This is a genomic window from Shewanella sp. SG41-4 (assembly GCF_014164505.1).
Lineage (GTDB): Bacteria > Pseudomonadota > Gammaproteobacteria > Enterobacterales > Shewanellaceae > Shewanella.
Window position 1 is genome coordinate 1 of sequence record NZ_JACJFI010000187.1, and the last position, 8,686, is coordinate 8,686.

An 8,686-nucleotide genomic window follows, 5' to 3' on the forward strand; every position below is an offset into this window, starting at 1 on the left:
CTCAACGGTATGGCTTAGATATGTCGAATTACCGACCCGTGAGGCGCTCAACATTAATGCATTAATGGGCATAAAAAGTCCTTTTTGGTTTTAGTTTTTGACAGTTTATCAAAGATTAATCATTGCCGACACAGAGTTTGTTTTTGTAGTCTATTTTTCAGTTTCAATTAATCAACCCTCCCTAGAATCTGCTCGCGTGAATTTCAAGACGATGTTTTATCTTGCTATAAAAGAGTCATAAATCTTTTTTAATATAACTAAGCTTGAATTTTCATTTTATGGACATATTATGTCTATAGTAACAATCGTAAATCGGCACTTTTGCCATACAGGAGCTTAAATGAAGCGTATATTTTTGTTGATTGCAACCAACTTTGCCATCTTACTGGTTGCCTCAATTGTAATGTCTATTCTTGGGGTTAATACCTCAACGATGGGTGGACTGTTAGTATTTGCTGCCATTTTTGGTTTTGGTGGCTCGTTTATCAGTTTAGCCATTTCAAAATGGATGGCGAAGAAAACCATGGGTTGTGAAGTTATCACGCAACCTCGTGACAGTATGGAACGTTGGTTAGTAGAAACGGTTGCACGCCAAGCTGAACAGTCGGGTATTAAAATGCCTGAAGTGGCTATATATCAGTCGCCAGAAATGAACGCATTTGCAACCGGTCCAAGTAAAAATAATGCCCTTGTTGCAGTGAGTTCTGGTTTGCTTTACGGCATGACTCAAGATGAGATTGAAGGCGTACTTGCCCATGAAGTGAGCCACGTGGCAAACGGCGACATGGTGACCTTAACCTTAATCCAAGGTGTGGTGAATACCTTTGTTATTTTTGCAGCACGCGTTGTTGCTGGCATTATTAATAATTTTGTTTCCAGTAATGATGAAGAAGGTGAAGGCTTAGGTATGTTTGCTTACATGGCTGTAGTCTTTGTACTTGATATGCTATTCGGTATTTTGGCATCGATTATTGTGGCTTACTTTTCACGTATTCGAGAGTTTAAAGCAGATGAAGGCGCTGCTCGTTTAGCTGGCAAAAATAAAATGATTGCCGCATTAGAACGATTACGTCAAGGCCCTGAGTCTGGTGCTATGCCTGCACAAATGTCAGCCTTTGGTATTAATGGCAAACGTTCAATGGCTGAGTTAATGATGAGTCATCCGCCACTAGAGAAGCGTATCGAGGCATTAAAAAACAGTTAGTATTCATGCGTTTACCATGAATTTATACTGATATTCGACTAAGGAGCCTTTTGGCTCCTTTTTTATTTATGACGTTAAATTATGGTTGAATTTGAGGCGTTAATCGGGTAACTATAGTTAACTAATAGTATTAATCGCTCGCATCGATTGCATTTGGTTGTTTAATCACAGCTTATAGGATAGGTTCTGATGTATAGTGCAACTCGCATTGATATTGATAATAAGTATTTATATGAGAACTAAAATAAATCCCGATTGTAAATGCTAATTATCGATACTCATAACATTACTAATAATCATATAAATTAAGTATGGCTCGTCTCAAAGAGTACACTAAACATTATTCAGGATATTATTATGCTTAAAAAAGCTATTTCTCAAGTGCAATTAAGAGAATGGCAGCTAGAAATAAATGATATTTCTGCCGAGTTTCGCCTTACCATTATGTTTTACCTGATTAATGCTGAAAACGGCGTTGAAACTATTTGCACAAGTCAAAGTATTGATGAGATTACTCAGCGATTGCATGAAGCTAGCTTGCTACAACATTTGGAAGCGGAAAAGTCTCACAGTGTAAAAACGACAGAGCAAGACAATGCCGTTTATCATCAACCTATTCGTTCATCTACAGGTCATATCATCGGTGTGATCACCTTTAGCGACAAAGCTATCGAACCGTCTCAGCAAGGATTATTTCAACCCTTGTCGGCAATGCAAACACGCATAGCTGATATGCTAAGTAATGCCATCCGTTATTATATTAACTCTTTAGCTATAGATTCTAATGCCTCTGAACCTGTGTCGCTCGATGTTGATTTACAGTCATTTATTGATGCTTTTGAAGAACATATGTGGGTTAAAGATGCTAACGGACTCTATGTTGCGTGTAATAAAAGCGTTGAACGAGCTTGGCGAAAATCTACAGAACAAATTGTTGGCAAAACGGACTTTGATCTTTTTGATACACGTACAGCAAATGAATTTATTGAGAGTGATAAATTAGCCATTAGTAATGGCTCGACTGTAGTGGTGTCGGAATGTGAAGAAGTTGATGTTAATTTTAATAAAGTCTGGCTCGAAACCATTAAAGCGCCGATTTATAATACCCAAGGTAAATTGACTGGGGTTATTGGTATGACCCGCAATATTGCCAAACACAAAGAGGCGCAAGAACAACTCATTTTAGCCGCCAATGTGTTTCAAAATGCAGTCGAAGGGGTCGTGATCACCGATAGTAATGGCAATATTACTGAAATTAACCAAGCATTTACAGATATTACAGGTTACAGCCGCGAAGAGGTTATAGGCCAAAATCCTAGAATGCTGAGTTCAGGACGTCATCCTAAAAGCTTTTTTGAACGATTGTGGAATACGTTATTAGTTCAAGGTAAGTGGCACGGTGAAATTTGGAACCGACGTAAGCATGGTGCCATTTTTCCGCAAGCGATTACCATCAGTGCAGTATTCGATAAACTCAATATCATTCAGTATTATGTCGCAGTATTTGCCGATATTTCAGCGCAAAAACAAAATGAAGAAAAGCTGAAAAACTTAGCCTATTTCGATCCACTGACGCAACTGCCTAACCGAATGCAATTCATGTCACTGCTCGAGCAAGAGGTCAATCACTCTCACCGGGCTAAAAAGCAGTTGGCTATTGTGTTCTTAGATATCGATTTTTTTAAGCACATTAACGACAGTTTAGGCCATGTTATTGGCGATGAGATTTTAGTTGAATTGGCTAAACGCTTATCTTACGCTTTATCTGATTTTGATGTGTTAGCACGTTTAAGTGGTGATGAGTTTGTGGTCATGTTACCGAGCATTATGGGTACTGATTCTGTGACGTCATCAGTTGACCGTATTCGCAGTGTATTTGAACGACCATTTATACTGGATAATTCCCAATCTGTGCGTCTTACCGCCAGTATGGGAGTAGCGATATATCCAAGTGATGGTGACGACCACGACAGTTTATTACGAAATGCTGACGCTGCTATGCATCGTGCCAAGTTAGATGGGCGAAATAATTATGCCTTTTATACCGAGTCGATGACCAAGCAAGCTGTAGCACAATTAAAAATGCAAAACGCATTGCATCAAGCATTGGTTAATGAAGAATTTTATCTCGTTTATCAACCTAAGTTAACATTATCTAATCTGTCACCTAGTGGCTTTGAAGCGTTAATTCGTTGGTCAGATCCGGTTTTTGGCAATATCTCACCAGCAGAGTTTATACCCTTAGCAGAGAAGATTGGCTTGATTTGGGATATTGGTTTGTGGGTATTAAAGGCTGCCTGCTTACAAGGGGTTGAATGGTTAACCCAAGGCAAAATGTTTGAACGTATTTCAGTAAATGTGGCGAGTTTACAACTGCAAAGAAATGATTTTGTCGATAAAGTACGCTCTATTTTATTGGAAACAGGATTACCGGCCAAACATTTGGAATTAGAAGTCACCGAGTCTTGTATGATGCATGATCCCGACGCGATTATTCGTGATTTGAAATTACTCGGCGCCATGGGGATTGCCCTGAGCATCGACGACTTTGGTACCGGTTATTCTTCACTCAACTATCTCAAAAAGTTACCGATTGATAAATTGAAAATCGATCAATCTTTTGTACGCGATATTCCTCATGATGTGAATAACACCGCCATTGCGAAAGCCGTTATAGCATTGGGGCATGCATTGAATTTGCAGATTATTGCTGAAGGTGTGGAAACTGTCGATCAAGCTGATTTCCTGCGCCTCAATGGTTGTGATTTGGTTCAAGGATATTTGTACAGTAAACCGCGATTGCCTGAAGACCTTAATGAGTTTTTACCTATGATCCGTAACAGCAGTAAACTGCCCAATCGTAAACTACCCAGTTAAACTAAAATAAATAAAAAGCAGCTTACACATTATGTAAGCTGCTTTTTTATCAAAATCATGACTTTTAGCGCAGAATTAAGCGTAAATATCTACGTTAATAGATGTTGAATTACTGCTAGCCGTTTCTGTGTTATCACCATTATAAATGCTGCTTAACGCCTCAAAGAAAATACTGCCGATGTCCTCGTCAGATAAGCTTTCTGTAAGTGGTTTTAATTCATCTAACATAGACTTCAACGACTCTTGCTGTTCGTCGGTTAATGATGCCAACATGTCTGTGGTTAATTGCTGCTGATCATCAGACAATGTCGATACAGCTGTATCTAGCCCAGGCGGAACACCGCCTTTTGGTGGCGGCGGACCATCAGGACGTGGAGGTCTTTGCGTGTTCTCAGTTGATGCCATTTGTATCGATGTATTACCACTAGTCACTTGCATATTTATTCCTTACGCATTGATTATTAGCTATTTTAGGAAAAATCACCTTGTAACCGCACAGTGTTAGTTACGTTGCTTTGGCGGTTGTTTCATATTTTCAGGACCATTTGCGGGTACAGCGACAAGCTCTCCATCGATAATTTGGCAGGTTGCTTCAAGAGTATCTCCACGCGGGGTGTCAAAACTAACCTGATCATTTTCAGCACTGTTAGCACACGCTTCAACAGCTTCTTTAGGTGGTTTTCTATCATGCGGGTTAGCATTAGCACCGACAGATGTTAATGCCATAAAGCTAAGTAGACCAATACAGATTGGCTTAAGGGTCATTGTGACACTCCTTGGTTAGGTAATTAAAGAGAATATAACCTAACAATGTGGAGTAATTGTGCAGAATTAGAGGAGATTTTTATCAGTTATTTATCGTCACTAGTTTGTGCGTATATAGCTGGTTATAATGTATTTTATGCAAATATCTCAAAAGCTTTTCTTGGCCTTCGTTGGCCTTACCAGTGTTGTGCTTATCGCCACGTTATCATTAGCGAGGTGGAGTTTTGACCAAGGTTTTTTAGACTACATCAACGGATTAGAACAAGAGCGTCTTCTGCATTTATCGGATGAGCTATTGACGCTATATGCGGCTAATTCTGTAGCACAAACAGATCCATCAATAATGACAGAGCAACAATCTACCAGAGTGTGGCAGTCGATTAATCAAAAAGCATTAGCACAAGTCATTAGTCTTCACGCTCCATTTCCAAAAAGAAATAGACCCGGCGACGGGGCAAGACCGCCAAGACCTGCAGGTGATAATCGTCCTCCAATGGGACCTGATCGACGTTTAGGTCCTCCTAGGCAACGGCCACCTTTTTCACCACCTTCTGGTCCACCGACAGGGTTATATTCAGCAGAACAACAGTTTATTAGCGGCGTTGATATTGGTCATATGGATAATCGGATTAGCTTACCGTTGTTATCTAATGATCGTATAGTGGGTTATTTATACAGTAGACCTATTCGTGAGGTTGAATCTGATTCAGCTACCGCATTTTCTCAGCAACAACGTTGGACCAGTGTCGGGATCGGTTTATTGTGCCTACTGCTTGCGAGCGCAATTGCTTGGTGGTTGTCACGTTTTTTACTGATACCGGTTAAACAAGTTATGTTGGGTGTATCGTATTTATCTCAAGGTAATTATGATGAACGCTTATCACCTCAGCGCGCAGACGAGTTAGGGCAATTAATGGCCAATATTGATCATCTCGCCATGACCTTATCTAAAAATCGAAGTGCTAAAAATCGTTGGTTAGCAGATATTTCTCATGAACTGCGCACGCCCTTGAGTATTTTATGTGGTGAGATTGATGCGATTAAAGCCGGCATCAGAACGTTCGATAACACTCAGCTCAGCTCACTTGAACAAGAAGTGTTACGCATGAAGCACTTAGTCGATGATTTGTATGAACTGTCTTTATCTGATGTTGGTGGGTTACGTTATCATTTTCAACGAGTGAACGTCAGTGAGTCACTACAAAGCACGCTTAATAGTATGGCTACCAGCCTACAAGATAAAGGCTTAACGCTACAAAGTCAGATCCAGCCTGAGGTATATTTATCTGCTGATGTGCTTCGTCTTGAACAGTTATTTATTAATTTGTTTATGAACTCTATGGCTTACACGGACAGCCCAGGGGTCATAAACGTGCGATTATCTCAACAAGCCAGAAAGGTGATATTAACCATTAATGACACCAAACCCAGTGCCAGTGTTGAAGAGTGTGAGCACCTGTTTGAACCATTATATCGCCAAGACAGTGCCCGCACGCGTCGTGGTAGTGGTGCTGGTCTTGGTCTAACCATCTGTAAAAATATTGTCGAAGCTCATGATGGGATCATTAACGCCATCCCATCACCTTTGGGTGGACTTTGTATTGAAGTACAATTACCTATGCGCAGGGAGAGAGTATGAGTGGACATGTTCATCAACAACCATTGACCATATTAGTGGTGGAAGACGAGCCTAAAATAGCCCAGATTTTAGTCGACTTTTTAACCCTTGAAGGTTTTAACACCTTGGTACAACACGATGGTCGTGATGTGATTGAAACCATTAAGTCTCAACAAATTGATTTTATGATTTTAGATCTGATGTTGCCCTATAAAGACGGATTAACCATTTGCCGTGAATTGAGGCAATTTTCAATGTTGCCAGTATTAATGTTAACGGCGCGGGTAGATGAAATTGATCGCTTAATGGGTTTAGATATTGGCGCAGACGATTATGTATGTAAGCCATTTTCGGCTAGGGAAGTCGTTGCTCGGGTAAAAACGATTTTAAGGCGGGTTGAAAATACCCATGGCAGTCATAGCGAGCAGGTTATTCGTTATAAGCATCTACAAATCAATATTGAACGCTTTAAATGTCATGTCGACCAACAAGAAGTAGAATTAACACCGGTTGAATTTAGATTACTGCATACTTTGCTTAAACGGCCTGGTGTGGTGCATTCTCGCGATAGTCTCATGCAGGTGTGTTATGTAGACGATCGTATTGTTAGTTCTCGCACCATTGACAGTCATGTGAAGAATCTACGTCATAAGTTAACCCAGGCCAGCCAACAAAAGGAGCTACTGCATTCCATTTATGGTGTGGGCTATAAGGTCGAATAGTGCTTCGTTTAATTGTTAATCTATTTTTGCGCTTAAAACTGTCTATCGGCATTCCAATATAATCGTCATCCTTAGTTGATGGCGATTAATGTGTCTTATTGTTCGCTTTTAGTTTCGGTAAAACTCCTCTGAATCTGCACTGTTTTTGCGCTTTTAATTGTTAACATCATTCTACAGAATGCTCCTAGCTATAAGCATTAACCCTCGCTGTATGGATTAACAAGGAATAGTGCTATGCCGTCACTAATATTATTATTACTACTGTGCTGTCAGGTCTTTCTGACGATAGCGTTGGTTGCAGTATTTATCGGCGGTTATCAAGAACAGTCATAATGTGATCTTAACGCCAGAGTCTCTTGTTAACCTTTCAAGTACCCACGCGAATCATTTTCTAAGTGTTTTATAAAATGCTCAGCATGTCGTTGTTGCCGTCCCCCTAGCAATATTATTCTCCAAAATCTGGCGCATTGGCCCTGCTTTATTGATTTATTACATTTATCTACGATGTTTACTCGCTCATAGCTTGGCTTTTGTTTAGAATGTCGTTGATATCATTTAGGGTATCAACGTGGTCTTGTGCTGGCATTGAATATACTGGCGCGTTATTACTTACCTCTAACAGAACGTGGCAATTAAGCCGTGAATGTTAGACTAAGAGTTGATAGTCGGATAAATCCCGATCACGTAAGATAGACCTTCCACTGGCATGCGCCGTTAGGAATACATTTATACTGAGGTGGACTGTTTTTCTGCCTAGGAGCATTAATGCAACTGTTTGTAAAAGATTTAACCGTTATCGATTTTTCTTACCTTTGCCCTGTTCGTGGCATGGTAGGTGAGAGCTGGATTGTCGATGTACTATTAGATGGCGGCTTAGACGAGCAAAATATGGTGCTCGACTTTGGCAAGGTTAAACGCATCATCAAAAACACCATTGATGATGTAGCCGATCATCGTTTGTTAATCCCTACTGCGTGTAGCGAAGTGCGCTGGCAGCAAAAAAGCGACCGAGTGTGGATGGATTTTAGCAGTGAAAAAGGTGATATACATTTAGCATGTCCTTCACAAGCATTTGCGCTTATTCCTACAGAAGTGATTGACTACCAAAGCGTTAATGACTTTTTGAAAAAAGCCTTACGTGAAGTGTTACCTGAGAATGTCCAAGGCATCAGCCTCACATTGCGCAGCGAAGTGCTCGACACCCCGTTTTACCATTACAGCCACGGATTACGTAAACATGACGGCAACTGTCAGCGTATTGCGCATGGTCATCGTAGCCCGGTAACCGTATTTGAAAATGGTATTGCAGAGCCCAAATGGGACCAATACTGGGCTGAACGTTGGCATGATATTTACCTCGGCACCGAAGAAGACTTAGTGTCGGTAAAAACACTAGAGTTGTCGAAGCAAACTAAAATCAGCGACGAAACTCATTTTGGTTTTCACTATGTTGCACCTCAAGGTGATTTTCAATTAGCGATGCCTAAGCATTGCTGTGAC

7 protein-coding genes are annotated in these 8,686 nt (G+C 40.5%); 5 read left to right on the plus strand and 2 right to left on the minus strand.

Annotation, left to right across the window (positions count from 1 at the left end):
- Nucleotides 1-340 precede the first annotated feature (340 nt).
- Both htpX and H5202_RS15305 read left to right on the plus strand, forming a co-directional pair.
- A complete protein-coding gene (htpX, locus tag H5202_RS15300) occupies nt 341-1,204 on the plus strand; it encodes a protease HtpX (protein WP_182772836.1) in 864 nt (287 codons plus the stop codon).
- Between the two features lie 357 nt (nt 1,205-1,561).
- Nucleotides 1,562-4,081: a putative bifunctional diguanylate cyclase/phosphodiesterase gene (locus tag H5202_RS15305; RefSeq protein WP_182772837.1), complete on the plus strand. Its 2,520-nt coding sequence runs from the start codon at nt 1,562-1,564 to the stop codon at nt 4,079-4,081.
- A 75-nt stretch (nt 4,082-4,156) separates the two neighbouring features.
- Here H5202_RS15305 and H5202_RS15310 read toward each other — a convergent pair whose 3' ends face one another.
- Both H5202_RS15310 and H5202_RS15315 read right to left on the minus strand, forming a co-directional pair.
- Complete coding sequence (locus H5202_RS15310) at nt 4,157-4,519, minus strand: hypothetical protein (protein WP_182772838.1); 363 nt, start codon at nt 4,517-4,519, stop codon at nt 4,157-4,159.
- 63 nt (nt 4,520-4,582) lie between these two features.
- Complete coding sequence (locus tag H5202_RS15315) at nt 4,583-4,846, minus strand: hypothetical protein (RefSeq protein WP_182772839.1); 264 nt, start codon at nt 4,844-4,846, stop codon at nt 4,583-4,585.
- A gap of 136 nt (nt 4,847-4,982) precedes the next feature.
- On the opposite strand from H5202_RS15315, the gene H5202_RS15320 reads away from it, so the two are divergent.
- From H5202_RS15320 to H5202_RS15330, 3 genes are all read left to right on the plus strand, one after another.
- Nucleotides 4,983-6,485, plus strand: coding sequence for an ATP-binding protein (locus tag H5202_RS15320; protein ID WP_182772840.1), 1,503 nt, complete (start codon nt 4,983-4,985; stop codon nt 6,483-6,485).
- Nucleotides 6,482-7,186 carry a response regulator gene (locus H5202_RS15325; protein ID WP_182772841.1) on the plus strand — a complete coding sequence of 235 codons (705 nt, stop codon included), beginning with the start codon at nt 6,482-6,484 and terminating at the stop codon, nt 7,184-7,186. The genes H5202_RS15320 and H5202_RS15325 overlap by 4 nt, the downstream gene beginning before the upstream one ends.
- 765 nt (nt 7,187-7,951) lie before the next feature.
- Nucleotides 7,952-8,686, plus strand: a 735-nt coding sequence (locus H5202_RS15330) for a 6-carboxytetrahydropterin synthase (RefSeq protein WP_182772842.1), incomplete at its 3' end; no start/stop codon positions are given.

What these genes read in the sequence shown, in the direction of transcription:
- htpX (WP_182772836.1), top strand. Translation starts at nt 341, where the DNA reads ATGAAGCGTATATTTTTGTTGATTGCAACCAACTTTGCCATCTTACTG.
- H5202_RS15305 (WP_182772837.1), top strand. Translation starts at nt 1,562, where the DNA reads ATGCTTAAAAAAGCTATTTCTCAAGTGCAATTAAGAGAATGGCAGCTA.
- H5202_RS15310 (WP_182772838.1), bottom strand. Translation starts at nt 4,519, where the DNA reads ATGCAAGTGACTAGTGGTAATACATCGATACAAATGGCATCAACTGAG.
- H5202_RS15315 (WP_182772839.1), bottom strand. Translation starts at nt 4,846, where the DNA reads ATGACCCTTAAGCCAATCTGTATTGGTCTACTTAGCTTTATGGCATTA.
- H5202_RS15320 (WP_182772840.1), top strand. Translation starts at nt 4,983, where the DNA reads ATGCAAATATCTCAAAAGCTTTTCTTGGCCTTCGTTGGCCTTACCAGT.
- H5202_RS15325 (WP_182772841.1), top strand. Translation starts at nt 6,482, where the DNA reads ATGAGTGGACATGTTCATCAACAACCATTGACCATATTAGTGGTGGAA.